General features: G+C 54.9%; 20 protein-coding genes. 4 read left to right on the forward strand and 16 right to left on the reverse strand.

Features of this window, described 5'->3' with window-relative positions:
* Positions 1 to 49: 49 nt before the first annotated feature.
* The 16 genes from PU624_RS03070 to PU624_RS03145 form a co-directional block, all read right to left on the reverse strand.
* The gene (locus tag PU624_RS03070) at positions 50 to 1,444 is read right to left on the reverse strand and encodes a glycoside hydrolase family 1 protein (RefSeq protein ID WP_283544819.1); all 1,395 of its coding nucleotides are present in this window, start codon (positions 1,442 to 1,444) and stop codon (positions 50 to 52) included.
* Positions 1,445 to 1,456: 12 nt separating this feature from the next.
* Positions 1,457 to 3,310, reverse strand: a complete 1,854-nt coding sequence (gene bglF, locus PU624_RS03075) for a PTS beta-glucoside transporter subunit IIABC (RefSeq protein WP_283544820.1) — start codon at positions 3,308 to 3,310, stop codon at positions 1,457 to 1,459.
* Positions 3,311 to 3,445: 135 nt separating this feature from the next.
* Positions 3,446 to 4,279 (reverse strand): BglG family transcription antiterminator LicT, encoded by an 834-nt coding sequence (gene licT / locus PU624_RS03080; RefSeq protein ID WP_283544821.1) that lies wholly within the window; start codon positions 4,277 to 4,279, stop codon positions 3,446 to 3,448.
* 162 nt (positions 4,280 to 4,441) lie between these two features.
* Complete coding sequence (locus PU624_RS03085; protein WP_283545164.1) at positions 4,442 to 5,785, reverse strand: carbohydrate porin; 1,344 nt, start codon at positions 5,783 to 5,785, stop codon at positions 4,442 to 4,444.
* 701 nt (positions 5,786 to 6,486) lie between these two features.
* Positions 6,487 to 6,840 carry a YebG family protein gene (locus PU624_RS03090; protein ID WP_283544822.1) on the reverse strand — a complete coding sequence of 118 codons (354 nt, stop codon included), beginning with the start codon at positions 6,838 to 6,840 and terminating at the stop codon, positions 6,487 to 6,489.
* 156 nt (positions 6,841 to 6,996) lie between these two features.
* The gene (locus tag PU624_RS03095; RefSeq protein WP_003855101.1) at positions 6,997 to 7,791 is read right to left on the reverse strand and encodes an SIR2 family protein; all 795 of its coding nucleotides are present in this window, start codon (positions 7,789 to 7,791) and stop codon (positions 6,997 to 6,999) included.
* Positions 7,788 to 8,348 carry a non-canonical purine NTP pyrophosphatase gene (locus PU624_RS03100; protein ID WP_090965337.1) on the reverse strand — a complete coding sequence of 187 codons (561 nt, stop codon included), beginning with the start codon at positions 8,346 to 8,348 and terminating at the stop codon, positions 7,788 to 7,790. Before PU624_RS03100 ends, PU624_RS03095 begins: the two co-directional genes overlap by 4 nt.
* 209 nt (positions 8,349 to 8,557) lie before the next feature.
* On the reverse strand, positions 8,558 to 9,457 hold the full coding sequence (locus tag PU624_RS03105; RefSeq protein WP_283544823.1) for an ABC transporter substrate-binding protein: 900 nt from the start codon (positions 9,455 to 9,457) through the stop codon (positions 8,558 to 8,560).
* The gene (locus tag PU624_RS03110; protein ID WP_283544824.1) at positions 9,454 to 10,248 is read right to left on the reverse strand and encodes an amino acid ABC transporter ATP-binding protein; all 795 of its coding nucleotides are present in this window, start codon (positions 10,246 to 10,248) and stop codon (positions 9,454 to 9,456) included. The genes PU624_RS03105 and PU624_RS03110 overlap by 4 nt, the downstream gene beginning before the upstream one ends.
* Complete coding sequence (locus PU624_RS03115; protein WP_283544825.1) at positions 10,232 to 11,158, reverse strand: amino acid ABC transporter permease; 927 nt, start codon at positions 11,156 to 11,158, stop codon at positions 10,232 to 10,234. Before PU624_RS03115 ends, PU624_RS03110 begins: the two co-directional genes overlap by 17 nt.
* A 9-nt stretch (positions 11,159 to 11,167) precedes the next feature.
* The gene (locus PU624_RS03120) at positions 11,168 to 11,680 is read right to left on the reverse strand and encodes a GNAT family N-acetyltransferase (RefSeq protein WP_283544826.1); all 513 of its coding nucleotides are present in this window, start codon (positions 11,678 to 11,680) and stop codon (positions 11,168 to 11,170) included.
* 10 nt (positions 11,681 to 11,690) lie between these two features.
* Positions 11,691 to 12,632, reverse strand: a complete 942-nt coding sequence (locus PU624_RS03125; protein ID WP_283544827.1) for an ABC transporter substrate-binding protein — start codon at positions 12,630 to 12,632, stop codon at positions 11,691 to 11,693.
* An 11-nt stretch (positions 12,633 to 12,643) separates the two neighbouring features.
* A complete protein-coding gene (locus PU624_RS03130) occupies positions 12,644 to 13,957 on the reverse strand; it encodes an LLM class flavin-dependent oxidoreductase (RefSeq protein WP_283544828.1) in 1,314 nt (437 codons plus the stop codon).
* An 80-nt stretch (positions 13,958 to 14,037) separates the two neighbouring features.
* Entirely contained in the window at positions 14,038 to 15,189 is a 1,152-nt protein-coding gene (locus PU624_RS03135; protein WP_283544829.1) for an amidohydrolase, read from the reverse strand.
* Between the two features lie 19 nt (positions 15,190 to 15,208).
* Positions 15,209 to 16,207: an MsnO8 family LLM class oxidoreductase gene (locus tag PU624_RS03140; RefSeq protein ID WP_283544830.1), complete on the reverse strand. Its 999-nt coding sequence runs from the start codon at positions 16,205 to 16,207 to the stop codon at positions 15,209 to 15,211.
* Between the two features lie 327 nt (positions 16,208 to 16,534).
* Complete coding sequence (locus PU624_RS03145; protein WP_283544831.1) at positions 16,535 to 17,269, reverse strand: GntR family transcriptional regulator; 735 nt, start codon at positions 17,267 to 17,269, stop codon at positions 16,535 to 16,537.
* A gap of 446 nt (positions 17,270 to 17,715) precedes the next feature.
* Here PU624_RS03145 and PU624_RS03150 point away from each other — a divergent pair, with 446 nt between their 5' ends.
* From PU624_RS03150 to PU624_RS03165, 4 genes are all read left to right on the forward strand, one after another.
* Positions 17,716 to 18,165: a PTS sugar transporter subunit IIA gene (locus tag PU624_RS03150; protein WP_283544832.1), complete on the forward strand. Its 450-nt coding sequence runs from the start codon at positions 17,716 to 17,718 to the stop codon at positions 18,163 to 18,165.
* A gap of 48 nt (positions 18,166 to 18,213) precedes the next feature.
* Entirely contained in the window at positions 18,214 to 18,486 is a 273-nt protein-coding gene (locus tag PU624_RS03155) for a PTS sugar transporter subunit IIB (protein WP_283544833.1), read from the forward strand.
* A gap of 39 nt (positions 18,487 to 18,525) precedes the next feature.
* Complete coding sequence (ulaA, locus tag PU624_RS03160; protein WP_283544834.1) at positions 18,526 to 19,899, forward strand: PTS ascorbate transporter subunit IIC; 1,374 nt, start codon at positions 18,526 to 18,528, stop codon at positions 19,897 to 19,899.
* A 538-nt stretch (positions 19,900 to 20,437) separates the two neighbouring features.
* Entirely contained in the window at positions 20,438 to 22,000 is a 1,563-nt protein-coding gene (locus tag PU624_RS03165) for a pyridoxal phosphate-dependent decarboxylase family protein (RefSeq protein WP_283544835.1), read from the forward strand.

Raw genomic sequence — 22,000 nt, forward strand, 5'->3', positions numbered from 1 at the left:
AGAAAGCGGGGAGCATCGCGGCGGTGGCGATGCTCCGTTAAGCACGGGATTACCCTTTCAGCGAAGCCCCGTTGGTGGCGATGACCTCTTTATACCAGTGGAAGCTTTTCTTCCGGCTGCGCGCCAGCGTACCTTCCCCTTTGTCATCGCGATCCACATAGATAAAACCGTAACGTTTTGACAGTTCGGCTTTTGATGCGCTGACCAGATCGATCGGCCCCCAGCTGGTATACCCCATCACGTCTACACCATCTTCAATAGCTTCACGCAGCTGCACCAGATGATCGTTGAGGTAGCTGATGCGATAGTCATCCTGCACGATGCCCCCGGCGTCCGGCACGTCTTTCGCCCCCAGTCCATTCTCCACGATAAAGAGTGGCTTCTGATAACGATCCCACAACAGGTTCAGCAATGTACGCAATCCGACGGGATCAATTTGCCAGCCCCATTCAGAACTCTGCAGATGGGGATTTGGCACCATACTCAGAATGTTACCCTGCAGCTGCTGATTCAGCGTTTCATCAGCGGTGACGCAGCCGGACATGTAGTAGCTGAACGAAATGAAGTCGACGGTCGAGCGCAGTATCTGGCGATCGGCATCCGTAATATCCAGCTGAATGTGGTTGTCGCGGAAGAAGCGCAACATGTAGCCCGGATAGGCTCCCCGGCACTGAACATCGCCAAAGAAGAGCCATTTACGGTTCTCCTGCAGCGTTTCCAGCACATCATCAGGCTTACAGCTCAGCGGGTAAACCAGACCTCCCAGCAGCATATTGCCGATTCTGGCTTCCGGATTGATCTCATGACAGGCTTTTACCGCCAGCGCACTGGCGACAAGCTGATGATGGATCGCCTGATAAACCTCGCCTTTGCTGCTGGTCTCCGGCAGACCCACGCCGGTCAGCGGCGCATGCAGGGACATATTGATTTCGTTAAACGTCAGCCACAGGCTGACTTTGTGCTGGTAGCGGGTAAAGACCGTCCGGGCGTAATGCTCAAAGAAACCAATCACCTGACGATTGCCCCAGCCACCATACTGCTTAACCAGATGCCACGGCATTTCATAATGTGACAGCGTCACAAGTGGGTGGATATCATGCGCGGCCAGTTCGTCGAATAAGCGGTCGTAAAAGGCCAGCCCCGCTTCATTCGGTTGCTGCTCGTCACCGTTCGGGAAAATACGCGTCCAGGCGATTGAAACCCGCAGGCAGCTGAATCCCATCTCTGCAAATAACCTGATATCGTCCGGGTAACGGTGGTAAAAATCGATCGCCACATCTTTAAGACTCTGGCTGCCCGCAACGCGCTCCACTACCGGGCCAAAAATCCCCTGTGGCTGCACATCCGAGGTTGAGAGGCCTTTGCCCGCTTCACGCCATGCGCCTTCAACCTGATTAGCGGCAACCGCACCGCCCCATAAAAATGAATCCGGAAAAGTTTTCATCCTGTTCTCCTTTTATCGATGAGTGACGCTGAGTAACGGCGCACCCGCCGTGATCGCTGTCCCGGCCAGGGGAGTAACCTCCGCGTAGTCATCGCTGTTAGTAATAATGATGGGTGTCGCCAGGTCGTAACCGGCATCAAGAATCGCCTGACGATCAAACTCCAGCAGCAGGTCGCCGGGCTGAAAGGTGTCGCCCACGCTGACATGTGCCGTAAAAGGTGTGCCGTCGAGCCTGACGGTATCGATGCCGACATGGATCAGCATTTCTATGCCGCTCTGACTCAGCAGGCCGATCGCATGCCGGGTCTGAAACAGTGAGGCAACTTCACCTGCGAAGGGCGCGATGACTTTATTATCAGCGGGAATAATGGCCACACCCTGACCGAGTAATCCTCCGGCGAAGGTAGGATCCGGCACCTGATCGAGTGAAAGAACGGTGCCTGTCATGGGTGAGAGCAGATCATTTTCGTTGTGCTCTGCCGCGTCTGGCGCGGTGACACGGGGCATGCCGGCTACCAGCGTCATGCCACAACTCAGTATCAGCGCCAGCAGCGTACCGGCGATGCCACCCCATAGCGTGCCGTCGACACCGCCTGGTGGGATCATCTGGGCGATGGTGAAGATGTTGGCAAAGCCGAAGGAGTAAACGTGTGTCGCGCTGAATCCGACCAGGGCACCGCCGAGGGCACCCGCGACGCAGCCGAAGATGAAGGGACGGCGCAGCGGCAGGTTGACACCATAGACGGCCGGTTCAGTAATCCCAAAAATCCCGGCGGTCACGGATGAGCCCGCCAGCATCTTTTGCCGTGCATCCCGGCTACGCAGAAAAACACCCAGCGCCGCGCCGACCTGCCCCATGACGGCGGGAAGCAGCATGGGCAGCATCGAATCCTGACCCAGAACGACGACGTTGTTGATCATCAGTGGCACCAGTCCCCAGTGCAGACCAAAAATCACACAGACCTGCCACAGCGCGCCCATAGCGGCTCCGGCCAGCCAGGGTGCGAGGGCATAGATCCACTGGTAGCCGTGGGCCAGCAACTGACTCAGCCAGGTAGCCAGCGGGCCAATCACCAGAAAGGTCAGCGGTACGGTAACGGTCAGGCAAATTAAGGGCGCGAAGAAGTTTTTCATTGAGGCAGGAAGCCGCCGGGCGCTCTGTTTTTCCAGCCAGCAGCTTACCCATGCAGCAAGAATGACAGGAATGACCGAGGCGCTGTAGTTAAACCAGGTCACCGGAATGCCGAAAAACGCCTCCGTGATAGCCCCGGCCTGCTGGCTGGCATTAAAGGCGGCGATCATCGTCGGATGCGTCAGCGCTCCGCCAATGACCATTGTGATAAAGGGATTCCCCCCGAACTTGTTGCCTGCGGTATAGCCCAGCACCAGCGGGAAGAAGAAAAACAGTGCATCACTCGCGGCAAACCAGATTTTATAGGTTCCGCTTTCAACAGTAAGCCAGCCGCAGACCACCGCCAGCGACAGCAAGCCTTTAAGAATACCGGAGGCGGCCAGAATGCCGATAAAGGGGGTAAAAATGCCTGACACAATATCAATCAGCCGGCTGAAAAGGTTACCGGCATTGTGCTGATCGTCTGTTGCCGCAGGGATCTCATCACTCAGTCCGGCTTCGGCACGGACGGCCTGCCAGACATCGTGAACATGATTGCCTATCACCACCTGAAACTGACCACCACTTTCCACGACCATAATCACGCCCGGATTTTTCTTCAGGTTTTCAGCGTCGGCTTTCTGGTTATCTTTCAGTTTGAAGCGAAGTCGGGTTGCACAATGAACCAGACTGACGATGTTATCTTTGCCACCAATATGGCGCAGGATATCCTGCGCCAGCGTCTGATATTCCATCTCGGTTTCCTTAAAACAGATGCCCGCAGACACCCGCTGACTGAGCTAAAAATAAAAAAACCCGAGAACCTCCTCTTTTCAGAAGACGCGCTCAGGTTTTGCCTGCATCAAGCAGTAACAATCCGGTTTTAAAGGCTATCGCCCCTCTTTTCTCACCCGCTCGATATGAATGGCGAGAAACATGATCTCTTCAGCCGTCAGCTCTCGCTGATAGCGTTGTTGCAGATGCTGCGCGATTTTCACCGCGCATTTCCAGGCTCTGGGATAGTTATCTTTAACCGCGGTGTGCAGCGACACATCGTCATCGTCTATCACGGTGCGCGTCAGCATCCGCTGGGCAAAGAATTTCAGGTGAGTAACGAATCGCTGATAACTCAGGGAAGATTCGTCGTACTCCAGCTGCAGTTGATACTTCACCAGTTGCAGAATTTCCTGCATCACCCGGGTGACATGCATCACTTCCGGCATTTCATTGTTAAGCTGCGCGGTGACCAGATGGAGGGCGATAAACCCGGCTTCATCTTCAGCCAGTTCGACATGCAGACGCTGGGAAATCATCGCCCTGGCCGCCTGACCCAGCTCAAACTCTCTGGGGTAGAGACGTCTGATATCCCACAGCAACACATTTTTAATGGCCAGACCTTTTTTCTGCCGTTCAATGGCAAAATAGCAGTGGTCAGTCAGAGTGATGTAGAGACTCTCCTGCAATTTCCCCAGACGCTGCGTGGCAAGATCGATAATGCGATCGCAGGTAGTCATGACTTCAGCCGGGATCTGGTTTAATAATTCCGCCAGCCGCTGAACCAGCAGATCGCTTTGCAGGGCGAACACCTTCTCAATCTGCGCGCTATCCAGAGGGTCACCCGCGCGCTTCTGAAAGGCGAGCCCTCGCCCCATCACGACCTGCTCGCGCCCCTGTTCATCCTGAACCATCACCACATTATTATTAAGAATTTTGGCGATTATCATTGGCACCCCAGAAACAAAAAAACCTGACGTCCGGCAGAGGCCAGAAATCAGGTTTTGCCTGCCTAAGCAGTAACAATCCAGTCCCGGCACTCTATCAGCTTTCGTTACGGCCTCAATCTGTCAGGGCAAAAAGCGTGACAGCGATCGTACTCAGCTGATGTTTTAAAAGGTGACCACCGTCTTAAGCTCTGTGACCCAGGCATCCTGAGTGCGGGAAATCCCTGCCGGATGATGCCAGTACTGCAGACCGGGCTGCAGCTCAAGCCAGGAAACGGGCCGGAACCGGTAATAGAATTCGCCTCTGAGCGAATCACCCGGCACCGGATGATAGGCCACATCGTTATAGTCAGAGACACCACTGATCTGGTTCATTTCACGCTGGTTACGCGCGTACTGCTTACTCCCCTCCGTCCAGGTCAGGCCAATGCCAATCCAGTCTTCCGGACGGGCGTCAGACAGACCGCGGTAGCGTAGCGAAGCCGCATAAACGGAATGCATATAGTTCGTGCGCGGGTCGGCCAGACTCATGCTGAAGGAGGTGCTCAGACCGCGACTCGTATCCTGTTGATGCTGCGTCAGCTGCTGATTGAGACCGGCATAAAGAAACCAGGTCCGGTGGTGCTTTTGATAGCCCTCAGGGTCTCTGGCCCCCGCGCCGCCAGCGTGGCCACGATAGAGGTCTCGCTGCGGCGCATTGGTAAAGAGCACGCCCAGGTTATAGGCTCCTGGCAGACCTTTTATCAGAGGGCGGGCTTCGATTTCCACCGGCAGCAGCACGCCTTTACTGCCCCGGGTGGAAGCACTCCAGGCGTGCTGACGGCTGGCGGCATCCGGGTTCTGCTCCATCACACCGCCTTTTAAGGTGACGACGGGATTTAACCGGTACTCAAGCGTGGTGCCCCAGGTGTGCACGTTCCAGTTGTTCCAGGTCAGTGAGTTGGCCGATTTTCCGCCGCACTGCGACAGCATCTGGAAATCACAGGGGATGATCTGATCGAATGTCTGAACCTTGTTCATCATTCCGATGCGCCATGTCATTCGGCGGTCATCAAAGCTGCGCGCGAAGGTCAGCCAGCCCAGCCGGGTGATGGATTGCCCGCACCAGCTCTCCTGCGTGAGGTCATTCATATTCGCGCGAGGATCCTGAACGCGCCGTGTCGTTAAATCATCATTATGATTACGGTTGACGATATTGGCTTCAATACGCGCATCGGGAATACCGCTCCAGCGGGAGAGATCCTGATTAAAGGTTAATGCAAATTGATCGATATAGGCGACGTGGGAATCATGGTTATATCCGCCTCCGCCATTCCAGCCGATCTCATTCAGATAGCCCAGATTATAAGTAAACCCATTATCAGCAAGCGATTCACGTAATCCATACCTATCACCCAGAATGGGCTCGGGTGGCGGCTCAAATCCCAGTACGGTTCCGTGCCATTCCTGCGCCGACAAAAAAGGAGAAAAAGTCAGTAATAAGAGCGCCCACAGTTTTTTATCTATCATCATAAGACCTGTTATTTATTTTTAATCGTAAAAGGGCTTGCAGGAGACTTTTCAACCTCCTGTTAAACGTAAGGTAATAATCAAATTTATCAGTCACCTGTAAGCAATCAGCTGAAGCGAGGGCAAAAAAAAACCTAAACGTTCCACAGCGGTAAATACCGTGGAACGCTTAGGTTTTGCCTGGTGTGCAGTAGCAACCCTTCGCTGAAAACAGTGCCACCCTAACACTGCATTTGAATGCTGAAAAGTTATCGCTATTGTATTTCTGTAAAATGTGAGCTGATTAACGCTTAATATTGCCGAAAGTCATAGCAGCACGCATTATTGAACCCGATGTAAAATAAATATTAACAGGAAGTCAGAAAGCGCTCTGATTAACGTGTTTAATTAAATGCAATGAACGGTGCCGGGTGAGCGGTAGTGATTTAATTAACCCTGCCGTTTTAAAATTTCCTGCAGTGAATGCAATATTCTGAAAGCAATAAGCGCAGGAGCAATCCGTGTTTTTTCTATCGATGCTGATACTGCATTATCGGAGAGAGGATTACCCGTGCCGGTAAGGTGGGAAAATCGGGAAAGTTATGCAGAAAGGGACTTGCGCCAAAAATGCAGGTACAGATTCAAATCAGGTTAAGCAGCAGCGTTCATACTGCCTTTCAGAAACAGCAACGCCGGAAGGTTCGCTTCCGGCGTTGTGGTGATTATGCGGCTTTGACGGCGCGCACTTTCTTAGCAGCAGGTTCTTCCACCTGCTCATCCGCACCATCGTCAGATACCGCTTCAGGCATTACTGCTTCAGGTTCAGAAACCGCAGCCGCTTCCGGCAGTTTGCTGGTGCGGAGAATATGCTGCACCGCATCTTTCTGCTCGGCAATCAGCAGGCCCAGCGTTTCCGCCTGAGACTCATCCAGTGCAGGTTGATGCTGTAACAGCCAGTCAGTGAAGGCTTCGGCCATATCGAGCATTTTGTCGTAGGCATCGGCCTCTTTCTTATTGGCAAACGTCATCTTCTCTTCACCCTTTCTGACTACAACAAATTTTGTTTCAACAGCCATCTTTTCGCCCTCAGGTACTGTGTATACATACAGTATATCATGCCGGTTATGCTTTGCCAGCAGAGAATAGCGTTTATCGGTTGCATGCGGGCTAACCTTAACCGTGCGCAGGTTTTTTTCTTTTTCCTGACGCTTCTCTGCCGGAAACGACGCTGACTATACCAGCAACTCTTCGAGGAACATCGCCAGTGCCTTGCGCGGATCGTCCTCTTCGGAAACGATCACCTCGATCCCCCACTGCCCCAGCACCTCTTTGGCCACCGGGTTGTTGCGGTTGGTGAACAGGTACGATTTTGGCCGGGCGGTTGCCAGCCCGGTACGGCCCCACATCTTGGTCAGACGGTAGAACAGCAGGCGAATGTTAAAGTCGCTGATGCTGTAGCCGACAAACAGCACGGAATTGCCCATCACGTCATGGGTCAGTTTGATGTCGAGCGGCGAGTCAAAATAGAGACGTTCAAAATAGCTGCTCTCATCGAGCACAATCGAGGTGTCATCATCGAAATCGCCGTGCAGCTTGATGATGTGACGCTTATCTTCAGTCAGCGAGACCAGGTCAGCGGCGTTCGCTACTTTGTAATAAGGAACACCGTGCGCATCGTGCGCCGCTTCCAGCCAGCGATCGTAATTGGTGGTGTAGATGCGCGAGAAATTACCCTGCGTAATCATGGTATGAATTTCAGAAGACCGGACATCGATATCCGGGCGGTGCCACTCGCGATCCATCCAGCTGCGCAGCGGGCCAAGCGAACCTTTCTTCTGTTTGTAATATTCTGCCAGCGACAGATGCGTGCCATAGGTATTAAAGATTTTAGGGTCGTAACCCAGCTCGTTAGCCAGATGAGCAATCAGTTCATGCCACTCGGGAAGACCAAAATTGCGCGATATACCGGCACCGGCGAACAGAATCAGTTTGCCGGAATCATAGGCGCGTTTAAGTTCAGGTTTCATGCCACTCCCCGCGAGGTTTTTAAAAAGGTGGCGAAGCGATCCAGCGCGATGCGCCGCATCGAGATCTCATTCTTGAGTTCGCCCATTTCTGCAAAGGTCTGCTCATAGCCTTCGGGAATAAACACGCAGTCCCACTGGAAGCCGCGCGTCCCGGCAGGTTTCGCGGCGATGGTACCGCGCAGTTCGCCAGAAAACTGGTACATTTTGCGGCCATCGCAGTACCCCAGCACCGTTTTGGCCGTCACGGCCTGGCTGTCGAGTCCCTGCACCAGCGCGGTAAAGCGCTCCGCGTCCAGGCGGTTCCAGAAAATGCGGGTCAGACCGGCGGGCAGACCATTCAGGCCATCCAGATAGAGGCCGGTATGCTCCACAAACAGCGGCCGGCCAATCAGGGAAAAGGCTTTGGTCAGTTTATCGCGCACCAGGTCGAGCTCATTTTCGGTCTGAATTTCTTCGATGCGACGGGCGATGGGCAGAACTTCGACCCCGATGGGTTCGAGTATTTTGCGCACCTCAGCCAGTTTCGGCTCATTGGCAGAAAGGAATCTGATTTTCATGGGGCTTCCAGGTTAATTACTCCGCCACGCACTGAATTTTAACGGAAACAAGCGGGCAGGATAAATCAGTAACGCTGAAGAGTGTAGCCCAATTCGGTCAGGCGCTGCGAACAGCGCGCGGTCAGACGAGAGAGACGCAGGCGGTGATGCGGCCTTGTTCTGGCACGCAAATTTAATGCAGCGCCGGTGCGGCCACCGGCGCTGCGGACTCAGTAAACAATGCCCGGTGGATTCACCGTCGATTGTGCGATGGCTTCATCCTGTTCGCCCCAGCGGGCTAATACCTGCTGATACTGCCCGTCTTTGATAGTGCCATCCAGCGCCGTCTGCAGTGCGGGGGCCAGGCCATTGCCTTTTTTGGTGGTTACGGCCACCCACGCGCGAAACGGCCCGCTCCCTACCAGCTTTGTCTGCCCGCGCGACGCCACTTTCCATGCCGCCATCGAGTGAGGGCCAAAGATGGCATCGGCCCGTCCCGACAGCAGCGTCAGCGTGGCTGAAGCATCGTCAGTGAGATAAACCGGCGTTACCGCGGGCAGACCGTTGGCCCGGTTCTGCTGATCCCAGCTCAGCAATATGCGCTCCTGATTGGTGCCCGACGAGACGATGATCCGCTTACCGGCAATATCAGCAGGCCGATCAATCCGGCTGATGTGACTGTCGCTTTTCACCGCAAAGGCGTGATTGTCGGCACGATAGGTCGCAAAGTCGAACTTCTTCTTACGCTCTTCGGTGACGGCAATATTAAACATCGCGACATCATAGCGTCCGGCGCTGATACCCAGCGGCCAGTCCTCCCACGACGCTGGCACCAGCTTCAGCTTTAATCCCAGACTGTCCGCCAGCAGTCTGGCGATGTCAGGATCGCTGCCGATCCGCGTCACATTGTCAGACGCCAGCAGCGACAGCGGTGGTGAGTTAGTGGCAGAGGTCGCGACCGTCAGCGTGCCAGGTTCAATAAAGTGGTAATCAGCCGGAATTTTTCTGATTGCCTCTGGATTAGCCGACGCATGGATCGGTGTCTCGTTTTGCAGAACATCAAGTTTCGCTGCCGCTGCATACCCCAGCGTCGGGAGCAGCGCCAGCACCGTGAACGTCAGCGCCCTCATAACACGCGCGCCAGAAAACGGCGGGTGCGTTCATGACGCGGATTGTTGAGCACCTGAGTCGTACTGCCCTGCTCTACAATCCGGCCATCCACCATAAAGACCACGTTGTCCGCCACTTCGCGGGCGAAGCCGATCTCATGGGTCACAATCACCAGCGTGGTGCCGGAACGCGCCAGCTTTTTAATCACGTCGAGCACTTCGCCGACCAGCTCCGGGTCCAGCGCCGAAGTCGGCTCATCAAACAGCATCACGCGCGGATTGAGCATCAGCGCCCGCGCAATGGCGATGCGCTGCTGCTGCCCGCCCGACAGGTGGCGCGGCCAGGCATCGGCTTTATGGCGCAGGCCGACAATATCCAGCAGTTCACCCGCCCGCGCTATCGCTTCCGGTCTGGTTAACTGCCGATGCGCCACCGGCGCTTCAATCAGGTTGTCCAGCACGCTGAGGTGCGGAAACAGATTGAAGTTCTGAAACACATAGCCGACGTTGATACGCTGCCGCAGAATCGCCTTCTCTTTCAGCTCATACAGCTTATTGCCGCGCTGCTGATAGCCGATGTAGTCGCCATCAATCTGAATGAATCCCTCATCGACCCGCTCCAGATGATTGATGGTACGGAGCAGCGTGGATTTACCGGAACCGGATGGCCCGAGGATCACCGTGACGGAGCCGGGCTCCAGCGACAGCGAGACATCATCCAGCGCTTTATGTTTACCAAATCGTTTACTGACGCCGGTAATGCTGATGGCACCGGTCGTGTGTGAGGTGCGGTAATCAATGGCTTCGGACATGGCTGATCTCCTCGGTCGGATGAAGTGGCGTGACGCGGTTGCGCCACTGTCGCCAGCGAGAGGGTTGCGGTTCACGCGTGACGCTGCGGGCCATCCAGCGTTCAGCGTTGTACTGAATTACGGACAGAACGGTAGTAATGATCAGATACCAGGCGGCTCCCACCATCAGTAGCGGGATCACTTCCTGATTGCGGTTGTAGATCATCTGGATGGTGTAAAACAGCTCCGGCATCGCCAGCACGTAAACCACGGAGGTGCCTTTCGCCAGGCTGATGATCTCGTTGAACGCAGTAGGGATAATGGCGCGCAGCGCCTGCGGCAGAATGATGCGGAAGGTGCGACGTGTCGCAGAGAGACCCAGCGCGGACGCGGCTTCCACCTGACCGTGATCGACGCCGAGGATCCCGCCGCGAATAATCTCCGCACTGTAAGCCGCCTGCACCAGCGTCAGACCGATCACGGCTGCCTGAAACTGGCCCAGTACGTTAATCGTCTGAAACGCGCCCCACGACAGGCCGGTAAACGGAATGCCGAGCGACAGGGTGTCGTAGAGATAGGAGAAGTTATAAAGAATGATCAGCACCACAATCAGCGGCAGTGAACGGAACAGCCAGATATAACCCCACGCCAGCGTGCTCAGCAGCCACGACGAAGAGAGGCGTGCCAGCGCCAGCAGCCCGCCCAAAAACAGGCTGAATACCGTGCCCAGCAGGGTCAGCAGCAGCGTCTGACCCAGACCGTGCAGGATGACTGGATCAAAGAACCAGCGGGCGAACACGCTCCACTCCCAGCGCGGATTAAAGGCCACCGACTGCACCACGCCCGCCAGAATAAACAGCGCGACGATAGCCCCGGCGGTGCGTGCCGGATAACGCGCGGGCACGACCTGCAGATGTTGATGTTTGCTCATCGTCACTCCTTAACTCGCTTCGGCGACGTTAACCACGCCGATCACTTTGATAAAACGCAGCCGTCCGTCGTGGGGTGGCTGGCCGTAACGTTCCAGGTCACCGCTGAGGTCAAACTGAGGCTGATACCCGTGACCGGTATAGAGCCGTACCGCCTCCGGCTGACGGAAGCCGGTAGTGAGGAACAGCCGCTGATAACCCGCCTGCAGGGCGCGACGCTCCAGCTCCTGCAACACCACCAGCGCCAGCCCCTGACGGCGCAGATCGCTGCGGGTCCAGATGCGTTTCAGCTCGGCGGTTTGCGGGTCATAGGGTTTGTAAGCGCCCATCGCAATAATCTCGCCGTCACGCTCCAGCACAATAAACAGCCCCTGCGGCGGCAGATACCATTCGGTCAGCTCCTGCTCTTTATGACGGGCAAAGTAGTCGCCGTAGCGCGCCGAATATTCACCGAACAGGCCGCCGAGAATCGGCTGCAGCTCCGGTGCCTCGGGCGACACTTCGCGAAAAGTGGATTCACTCATGGTCAGCTCCTTAGTCGCCCAGCCCGGCGGGATTGATTTCAGAACGGTCGATCTTCTCAACCCCTTCGCCCCAGCGGTTCAGCACCTTCTGATAATCGCCATTGCCAATCACGCCGTTCAGCGCGGTGCTGATCGGTTCCGCCAGCCCGCTGCCTTTCTTCACGGTAACGGCAATGTGTGCCGCCTTTGGCCAGCCGCCATCAACGCTGCCCACCAGTCGGGTTTTACCGGTCAGTGCTGCTTTCCAGGCACCGATCACGTTGGGACCGAAGTAGGCATCAGCGCGCCCGGCCTGCAGCGCCAGCGTCTGAGCGGCGTCATCTTTGGCGTAAATCGGGGTAAAGGCTTTCAGACCCTTTGCCTGATTCTCTTTATCCCACGCCAGCAGAATCGCTTCCTGGTTGGTGCCGGATCCCACGATGATCCTCAGTCCGGCGATATCTTCAGCTTTGGTCAGTGATTTAATGGGGCTGCTGGTTTTGACATAGAAGCCCAGCGAGTCTTTGCGGTAGGTGGCGAAGTCGAACTTCTCCTTACGATCTCTGGTCACGGTGATGTTGGAGATCGCCGCATCATACTTGCCGGAGGCAACACCCAGCGGCCAGTCTTCCCACGATGCAGGCACGACGTTGAGTTTCAGTCCCAGGCTGTCGGCGACCAGGCGCGCGATGTCCACTTCACTGCCGAGCAGGGTTTTGTTGTCATCGGAAAACACGGTCAGTGGTGGCGAATTCAGCGCCGCGACCGCCACGGTAAAGGAACCCGGCACCACAAAGTGATGACCGGCAGGCAGCTGCGCGATGGCATCCGGATTCTTCACGGTATTAATCGGCGCTTTATTTGCTTCCAGGCTGACGCGCTGGCCGTTATAGGAGACGCTGGTGTCCTCAGCCAGCGCATGGCTGCTGGCTGCCAGAACAAGCAGGGCGAGAAGACGCGAGGTATTTTTCATGGCTTGTGCCCTTAATGTGAGATGAACTGATTAACGGGTTGTTTCAGGGCGAAGCTGTCGCGCAGAGTACTGCCCGGATAGTCACGGCGCGTCAGGCCGCGAGCCTGCAGAATCGGCACCACGCGATCGACAAAACGTTCAAAGGTATCGGGCGTGCCGCCATTAATGATGAAGCCATCAGCGGCCTGGGTTTCGAACCACTGCTGCAGGCCATCCGCCACCTCTTCCGGCGTGCCGTGAAACAACGGACGCGGAGTGGCGGCTTCCAGCGCCGCCTGGCGCAGGGTATGCCCGTGCTCTCTGGCTTTGCGTTTGATCTCGTCAGTGGTGCTGCGGAAGCTATTCTGACCGATGTCGCCAATGTCCGGGAAAGGCTGATCCAGCGGATACTGCGAGAAATCATGATGGTCGAAGAAACGACCGAGGTAGTTAAGCGCATCGGTAATCGACACCAGTGCCGCCGTGGTCTGATACTGACGCTCGACGTCCGCTGCATCATCGCCAACAATCACACTGACGCCCTGGAAGATGTGCAGATCTTCGGGCTGACGACCGTTCGCCACCAGTTGCTGCTTCACATCCTGATAAAACGCCTGCGCGTCTTCACGGGTTGGCTGATGGGTAAAGATGGCGTCAGCATGCCGCGCCGCCAGCTTTTTACCATCGTCAGACGCCCCGGCCTGGAAGATAATCGGACGACCCTGCGGCGTGCGGGCGATGTTCAGCGGTCCCTGAACCTGGAAGAAGTCACCGTGATGATCGAGCGTATGCAGTTTTGCCGGATCGAAGAACTGTCCGCTCTCTTTGTCGCGCACAAAGGCATCCTGCTCCCACGAATCCCATAAGCCTTTCACCACCTGCAGATACTCATCCGCAATGCGATACCGCAACGCGTGCTCCGGGTGTTTCTGGCGGGAGAAGTTTTTCGCAGACCCTTCCAGCGGTGAGGTCACCACGTTCCAGCCCGCGCGACCGCCGCTGAGGTGATCGAGGCTGGCAAACTGACGCGCCACGGTAAACGGTTCGCTGTAAGAGGTGGAAACGGTACCGACCAGTCCCAGATGCTCCGTCACGCCCGCCAGTGCAGAGAGCAGCGTCAGCGGCTCAAAGCGATTGAGAAAGTGCGGGATCGACTTCTCGTTGATAAACAACCCGTCGGCGACAAACAGAAAGTCGAGCTTGCCCTGCTCGGCCTTGCGGGCAATTTTTTTGGCGTAATCCAGGTTGATGCTGGCATCGGCCTGTGCCGCCGGATGACGCCAGGCGGACATATTTCCCGATGCGCCATGCAGAATAGTGCCCAGCCGAAGTTGTCTTGTGGTCATGATGCTCTCTCTTTTTTAGTCGTAGCGATGCCCGACGACGGTGTTCAGAACCGTCGTGATTGAGCGGGCTGCAGATGAAGTCAGTTCAGAGTGGATTCCCGACATCGCGCATTAAGATGTTGCAGCGCCTGGCGGGCCAGTCGGGCGAAGTAGTCGGCGGCGGGGGCAATCAGCGCCTCATCCGGGGTAAAGCTGGCGTGGTGAAGACCAAAATCACTGGCACTGCCGATGCTGACAAACGCACCCGGTACCTGTTGCAGATAGAAGGCAAAATCCTCACCCAGCAGATGCAGTTCGGCGGCCTGCACCTGGTAGCCCGCCTGCTGCGCCACATCACGGCTGAAGTCTGCCCAGTGCGCGTCGTTGATCAGCACCGGCGGGCCAGGATGCCAGCTCAGCGTCGCCTGCGCGCCATGGGCTTCGGCAAAGTGCTCAACCAGCGTGCGCACCCGCTGTTCCAGTTCCGCGCGCAGCTGTAAATCGTGGGTACGGGCCGTGCCGCCAAACTCAACGCCGCCTGGCAACACGTTCCAGCTTTTGCCGCCGTCGATACGGGTAATGCTCAGAACCAGGCTGTCCAGCGCACTGAAGCTGCGGCTGGTGAGTCCCTGCAGTGCCTGAATAATCTGGCTGGCGGTAACGATGCTGTCGACGCCCTGTTCCGGATAGGCGGCATGTGCGCCTTTGCCGGTGACGCGGATGATAAATTTGTCCGTATTGGCGTAGAACGCCCCATTGCGGGTGGCGAAGGTGCCGACGGGCAGCGACGGCTCATTGTGCATACCAAAAATGGCCTGCACCTCATCCAGTACGCCTGCGTCGATAAACTGACGCGCGCCGCGTGCGATCTCCTCAGCGGGCTGAAACAGGATACGTACCCGGCCAGGCAACGCATCGGCCTGCGCGTTGAGCTGCAGCGCGGCACCCAGCATCACCGCAGTGTGCAGGTCATGACCGCAGGCGTGCATCACGCCAGGATGACGGGAATGAAAACGTACCCCGCTCGCTTCATGGATCGGCAACGCGTCAATGTCGGCGCGCAGGGCTATCACCGTCTCCCCGCGGCCAACCTCCGCTACCAGGCCCGTCTCAAGGGGATAGTCCAGCAGCCGGATGCCCGCGGCCTGTAACCAGCCGCGCAGTCGCGCAGTGGTCGCAAATTCCTGACCCGACAGTTCTGGCCAGGTGTGCAGTTCTCGTCGCCATTCGATCAGTTGTGACGCAGGGTTCATGATGACTCTCCACTGAGGTTCAGGCGGCAACCAGAGTATGTGTGGCCAGCAGTTCGAGTGACTTCAGGCGGGCAAACGGCTCGGTAATCGGCGTGTCGACAACAAACTCGTCGATATCAAAATTATGATGCAGTGCGTCCAGCTGGGCATGAACCTGCGCTGCCGTCCCTTTCAGCAGTGACGGCGTGCGCGGCTCTATTTTGTAATCCTGATAACCGCCCTGCCGCACATAGCGTTCGGCCTGCTCCAGACTGGCAACGTTGACGCCTGGGCCATCTTTCACCGCCACGTGATAATGACGCAGACCTGAAACCAGCAGGTCTGCGCCAGCGGGTGAGTCGGCCACCACCACCTGCACGGCCACCAGTGCGCGCTGGCCGTGACTCAGACGGGAGAAGGTACTCAGCGCGTTCTCCAGCAACTGCCGATCGCCATTGAGGTGAGCCGCAAAGACAAACTGCCAGCCCAGACTGGCGGCCAGCCGGGCACTCTCTTCACTGGCCCCCAGCAGAAAACGGTTAGTCGGACGTGACGGCAGCGGCGTGGCGGCTAAGCCCTCATCGTCGGGATGCGACTGCGACGGCTTCAGCCAGCTATCCAGCAGTCTGAGCTGTTCGGCAAAGCTCCCTTTTTTAGCCGCATCGACACCCTGTTGCAGTGCATGCGTGGAGAGCGGCAACCCGCCCGGCGCTTTCCCCACGCCCAGATCGATGCGGCCCGGTGCCAGGGAGGCGAGCAGGTTAAAGTTCTCTGCCACTTTGTAGGGGCTGTAGTGCTGCAACATCACCCCACCCGATCCGACACGAATATGACGGGTCTGGGCAATGATCCAGGCAATCAACACTTCCGGTGAAGGACTGGCGAGCTGCGCGGTGTTGTGATGTTCCGCCAGCCAGAAGCGGTGATAGCCCCACTCTTCTGCTAACTGGGCCAGTTGCAGCGTGCGCTGAAGTGCGGCAGTGGGCGACTCGCCCTGCAGCACGGGCGCTTTATCTAACAGACTTAATCGATATCCCATTCACCTGGTCCTTATTTATTCCGGTTGCTGACCAGTGTGCTGCGCCGTCGATTAGGGGTAAAACATCATATTGTTTTATGCTTTATTGGATTCGTCATAATGGGGAGGGCTGAAAGGAAAATGGAGGGTAAACGCGCTGAAACAGGGCCTTATAACACGTCCTGGCGGATAACGCTGTTTATTGCCTCATCAAAATGCGATGAAAACCGCTGAAATGGCAAAGGATTGCAGAAAATAATCTTAGGTATCGAGAGCTGTAAACGCTAAATAACAGATCTCATCGATCATTACCTGTGCACAGGAATAACGGGATAAATGATTAAATGCCTAAGGCCGCTGAGAATTTTGTTTCAGAGGGAAATAGCGGGTATTGATAATCGCCACATTGACTTCGCAGGGCACCCCGTCATCGAGAAAAACGGTTTCATTAAGCTGGATGACCGCATCGCCTTCCGCTAATTTAAGCAGCGTCAGTGATTGGGTATCCGTAAGATTGACGGCCGTTAAATGCTGGTCTCTGAGCTGGACTTTCTTTCCCGTCACTTCTTCAATGTAGGAATATTTGGAGATTTCCAGCTTACTGAACTCCATGCTGTTAAACATATTTACCGGCAGGTGAATTTGCTCCAGCGCGACCGGAATGTCATCGAAACACATCAGGCGTAAAATTTTATAAATCTGATCGCTGTTCTTTATGCGCAGTGCCTGGGCCATGTCCGCTGAAGGGACTCTGATAATACTGACCGAAATGATTTTCCTGACACCTTTATGGCCATTTCTTTGCGCCTGATAATCAAAAGGTGAAAGCACATGATACCTGTGGGCCTGGCTACTGACCTCAGTGGAACCCACAAAAATACCCGATCCCTTCACCCGGTATATTCTCTGCTGCTCCACCAGAATGCGTGTGGCCTCTCGCACCGTTGCGCGTGTTATGCCGATATTTTTGGCAATGGATATTTCGGTATCCAGCTTTTCCCCAGGTCGAAGGCCATCATCCTTAATTTTATTGAGGATGTAATCAACAACCTCTTTTTGTTTCTCAGTCATGCCATCAACCATTGGCTTTCTTCCCCTTTGAGTGAAGGACAGGCTCCTTCTAATCCGTGTCAGTACAGTTCTGCCTGACATTGCCGGATGAGTACCACTGTGGCTCGCTGAATATGTGATCAACTTAGCAAATTGGCACTGATGTTAAGCCTGTTCAGCAATATTTTAATTTTACATGTTGTGTCCGTACACGTCGAAGGACATCATCAGGATGACTAGACATCTTTAACATGTACAGATGTGATGACAAAAGTGAAATATAACTTTGTGTCCGCAGTGAGAAAAATTTTTTATCTTAACTGATTGAGAACACGCTCTTTTACGCATCTTACCCCCTTTATATTCCTGTGATTTAAGTGGGATTGGGTTTTCAGCGGGTTCAGTTGAAAAGGGATGGAGGGAGTATTTCTCAATAACTGACTGTACATACTCAGACATTTTTCAGCAGGAGCAAGGCGATGTCACACCTGGCTAAGTGGTTAAACAACGAGAAAATTCAGTATGTCGAAAGCGTTGCTGACTGGCAGGAAGCGTTAGTCATTGCGGCACGTCCTCTGCTCACCGAGGGCGCCATATCGCAGGATTACATTGATGCCATCATTCGACAGAAAGAGGAGATCGGTCCCTTTTTTGTTATCGCACCGCAGATTGCCATGCCCCACGCCCGCCCGGAACAGGGCGCGCACAAACTGGGGTTGTCGATTGTGCTGCTGGGCACACCCGTGAAGTTTGACTCCGACGAAAACGATCCGGTGAAGGCCATATTTATGTTTGCCGCGCCGGACAGTAACAGCCATATCGAAATGATTTCTGAGCTGGCAGAGGTTTTGTCAGATGAAGCGATCATGGCACAGCTCTTCAATGCCACCAGCAAAGAAGCGCTCACGACGATTTTATCGGGCGTCTGAAATGCCCGCTGAAACACGATTTTTGATCAACAGTTAACGAGGTTACATATGAAAATTATGGCGGTGTGTGGTTCAGGTCTGGGCAGCAGCTTCATGATGGAAATGAACATCAAAAAAGTGCTTAAAACAATCGGCGTTGAAGCGGAAGTCGAACATTCCGATCTCGGCTCGGTGACCCCGGATGTGGCGGATGTTTTTGTGATGGCAAAAGACATTGCTTACAGCGCCAACCTTCCGGAACAGAAGGTCATCATCATCAACAACATTATCGACCTGAAAGAAATAGAGCAAAAAATACGCGAGTATTTTGAGAAAAACTGACACTAATAATCAGATAAACACCTTACCCTCGAGGTTAATATGTTTACTCAAAATCTTTTGCAGTTCGTCGTCGACGTGCTGAAAGTGCCCTCAATATTAGTCGGACTGGTGGCATGTTTCGGACTGATTGCGCAGAAGAAGCCGTTTCCTGATGTTATTAAGGGCACGGTAAAAACCATTCTGGGCTTTCTGGTGCTGGCAGGCGGAGCGACCGTTCTGGTCGGTTCCCTGACGCCGCTGGGCGACATTTTCAAACATGCGTTTGATGTTCAGGGCATCATTCCTAATAACGAAGCGATGGTCTCTATCGCCCTGGCTAAATATGGTGCGCCAACCACGATGATCATGGCCTTTGGTATGGTCGCCAATATCGTCGTCGCCCGCTTTACCCGACTGAAATATATCTATCTTTCAGGACATGTGACGTTCTATATGGCCTGTATGATCGCGATTATTTTATCGGTTGCCGGTTTTGAAGGTGTTCAGCTCATTTACACCGGGTCACTGCTGTTAGGTATTCTGATGGCGACCTTCCCGGCGATAGCTCAGCCCTATATGCGTAAGATCATCGGGGGTGACCAGGTTGCGCTGGCGCATACCGGCACCATTGGCTATGTCTTGTCAGGCTGGATCGGATCTGTCGTCGGTAAAGGATCTAAATCCACCGAAGAAATGAACATGCCAAAAAACCTCAGTTTTTTGCGCGACAGTACGATCTCCATCTCGCTGACGATGATGATTATTTACTTAATCCTGTCGGTCTCTGCAGGTAAAGAGTATGTGGAGGCCAACTTCAGTCATGGCCAGAACTACCTGGTATACTCCTTTATCCAGGCCATTACCTTTGCGGCGGGCGTCTTTATTATTCTGCAGGGTGTGCGGTTAATTCTGGCTGAAATCGTCCCTGCCTTTACCGGCTTTTCAGAAAAACTGGTGCCGGATGCCAGACCCGCGCTGGATTGCCCGATTGTCTTCCCTTATGCCCCGAATGCCGTGCTGGTTGGCTTTATCTCCAGCTTTGTCGGTGGCCTGGTGGGGCTGTTTGTGCTCGGTCAGCTGCACTGGGTATTAATTCTGCCGGGCGTGGTTCCCCACTTCTTCTGTGGTGCGACGGCGGGTGTATTTGGTAATGCGACCGGTGGCAAGCGCGGAGCGATTTGCGGTGCCTTTGCGCATGGCCTGTTAATTACCTTCCTGCCCGTCGCCCTGCTGCCGGTGCTCGGACAGATTGGGCTGACCAACACCACTTTCTCAGATACCGATTTCGGCGTGACCGGCATCCTGCTGGGTAATATGGCTCACTTTATGGATAAGGGAACCATCACCCTGATCATCACCGGTATTTTTGGCCTGTTAGTGATTTATAACTTCATGGCCAAAAAGAAAGTGCCTGCTGAACCGGATGCAGGGTAATCAGAGCGCGTAATAACCCCGTAAGGGCATTTAGCCCTTTCGGGGTGTTTCTGTTTCATCTGCTTCCGGCCCCGCCCTTGTACCCGGCTGAATGAGCCTCAATTTGCATCGCCCTGGGTCACCACTCGCGATATTTTTAGCCCGCAACCGACCTGTAAATCCCCCCTCATCCCCCGCTAACTGACAACTCACTGGCGCTCATCACCTCTAAAAAAGGACTATTCCGATCGATAAAAGTGATCTGCGTCACAGTTTCTACATTAGGTGCGCTAATAAATAAAATTTAACAACAAAACATTTGAATGATAATGATTAACATTTACACTCTCATCCGCATATAACAAAGCGTTTAACGCTGCCAAATCCACAAATAATATGCGGTATTTTCTTTTTTTAAGGTGAAAACCCTGATCCACAAGGTTGTCAGGGATTTTATCTGGTTAGTTAGTTTTATGTTTACTGGAGTTGTTGAGCGGACATCCAACGCTGCTGGCTTAAAGCCGGCAGGGTCACTGGTATTAACGCACAGGAACTGAACATGCTTTTACGCTCATCCACTCAGGCGGCACGGGATCTCGCACCAGCCTCGAATGCCAGCGGTGCCGAAACGGCCATTTTTAACGATCAGCAACTGGCGGCCTGGTCTCAGCAGACTCAGGAGGTGCTGGCGCTGATGACCCGCACCGTCACCGGCGTAGAGAAACCCTTCAGCGGTATTCTGCCCCACGAACTGGCCGCGGAGTTCAGCGAGGTCGATCTCGATCGTCCGCTGGGCAACAACGATGATGCGCTGGCAGAGCTGAGCCAGCTCTATCTTCGTGACGCGGTCTGGTTCCATCACCCTAAATACCTGGCGCACCTGAACTGCCCGGTCGTCCTGCCCTCGCTAATGGCAGAGCAGATTATGGCGGCGGTGAACAGCTCGGTCGATACCTGGGATCAGAGCGCAGGCGGTACGCTGATTGAGCAGAAAGTGATCGACTGGACGCTGGGCCGTATTGGTCTGCCAGCCGGTTCGGATGGAATCTTCACCAGCGGCGGCACCCAATCCAACCTGATGGCCATGCTGCTGGCCCGTGACAGCTGGTGTGCGGCACATCATCCGGGCCACCTGATTAAACACCGTGGCCTGCCTGAGACCGCATCCAGATGGCGGGTGTTTACCTCAAAACTCAGCCACTTCAGCATTCAGAAATCGATGGCGATTCTGGGGCTGGGTTATGACGCGGTTATCGCCGTTGATCACGATGACCATTACCGCATGGACGCAGAATGTCTGGCGCAGGAAATCGAGCGCTGCCTCAGTGAAGGGCTGATCCCGATTGCCGTGGTTGCCACTAGTGGCACCACCGATTTTGGCAGCATCGATCCGCTGCCAGCAATTGGCCGTCTCTGTGACGATTACGGTTTATGGATGCACGTTGATGCCGCCTATGGCTGCGGCCTGCTGGTCTCTGAAAATCACCGTTCACGCCTGAATGGCATCGAACGTGCAGATTCCGTGACCGTCGATTATCACAAATCGTTCTTCCAGACCGTTAGCTGCGGCGCGTTTTTTGTGCGTGACAGCCAGAATCTGAAGCATGTCACGCATCATGCGGATTACCTGAATCCGCTCAGCGCGCAGCAGGAAGGCACACCCAATCTGGTCAACAAAAGTATTCAGACCACCCGCCGTTTTGATGCGCTGAAAATGTGGCTGACGCTGCGTGTGATGGGCCCGGCGGCGCTGGGTGATGCCTTCGATACTCTGATCGATCTGACGCAGGCCGCGCACCAGTTGTTAACTGCGCATCCTGCCATCGAAGTGCTGCATGCGCCTGAGCTGACTACCCAGATTTTCCGCTACGTTCCCGGCAAACATGCCAGCGATGCGCAGATCGACGAGATCAACGCCGCAATCCGTAAAGCGCTGTTCCGCTCCGGTAATGCGGTGATCGCCGGAACCAAAGTCGATGGACGTCAGTACCTGAAATTCACCCTGTTGAATCCCACCACCACCATCGCCGACATCGAAGATGTGTTGAGCCTGATTGCGCATTATGGCCGCGAGCAGGTTCGTGCCTCTGCGCTGAACGCGGCGAATCAGGGAGCGATCTGA

Source organism: Pantoea sp. Lij88 (assembly GCF_030062155.1).
Classification (GTDB): domain Bacteria; phylum Pseudomonadota; class Gammaproteobacteria; order Enterobacterales; family Enterobacteriaceae; genus Pantoea.